General features: G+C 47.9%; 1 pseudogene. It reads left to right on the top strand.

Features of this window, described 5'->3' with window-relative positions:
• A pseudogene (locus HX803_RS32455) lies at positions 1–334 on the top strand (reverse transcriptase); the annotation flags it as partial.

Raw genomic sequence — 334 nt, 5'->3', positions numbered from 1 at the left:
ATTTCAATACATTCTCAGCCTAAGCTGGCACTACCCAATACTCCTGCCACTTCTTGAAAAGATCGACGCCACTTCGGACTACTACGACAAAGAGGCCGTCACTGCAAAACTCAATGGAATCCTCGAAACCAATGCGTTACATCGCCGTTCGGACGGCATGTGCTGGTCGCTATATTATTTGAAGCAGCTAGGCTCACACCCAACTACTGAAAACATCGAACTGGTTATTCAGACGGGTGATGCAACAGCGATTGCTCTGCTCAGTATTTTCGAATCCGCTACAGATGCTGTAGTTGCGTATGCTCGCCAGGTGATTGAAAACTGCACCCTGTAC

Origin of the sequence: Pseudomonas sp. P7548, from assembly GCF_013386585.1 — a bacterium.
Lineage (GTDB): Bacteria > Pseudomonadota > Gammaproteobacteria > Pseudomonadales > Pseudomonadaceae > Aquipseudomonas.
The sequence above is the reverse complement of the archived record's forward strand: the minus strand, read 5'-3'. Positions and strand labels throughout refer to the sequence as shown.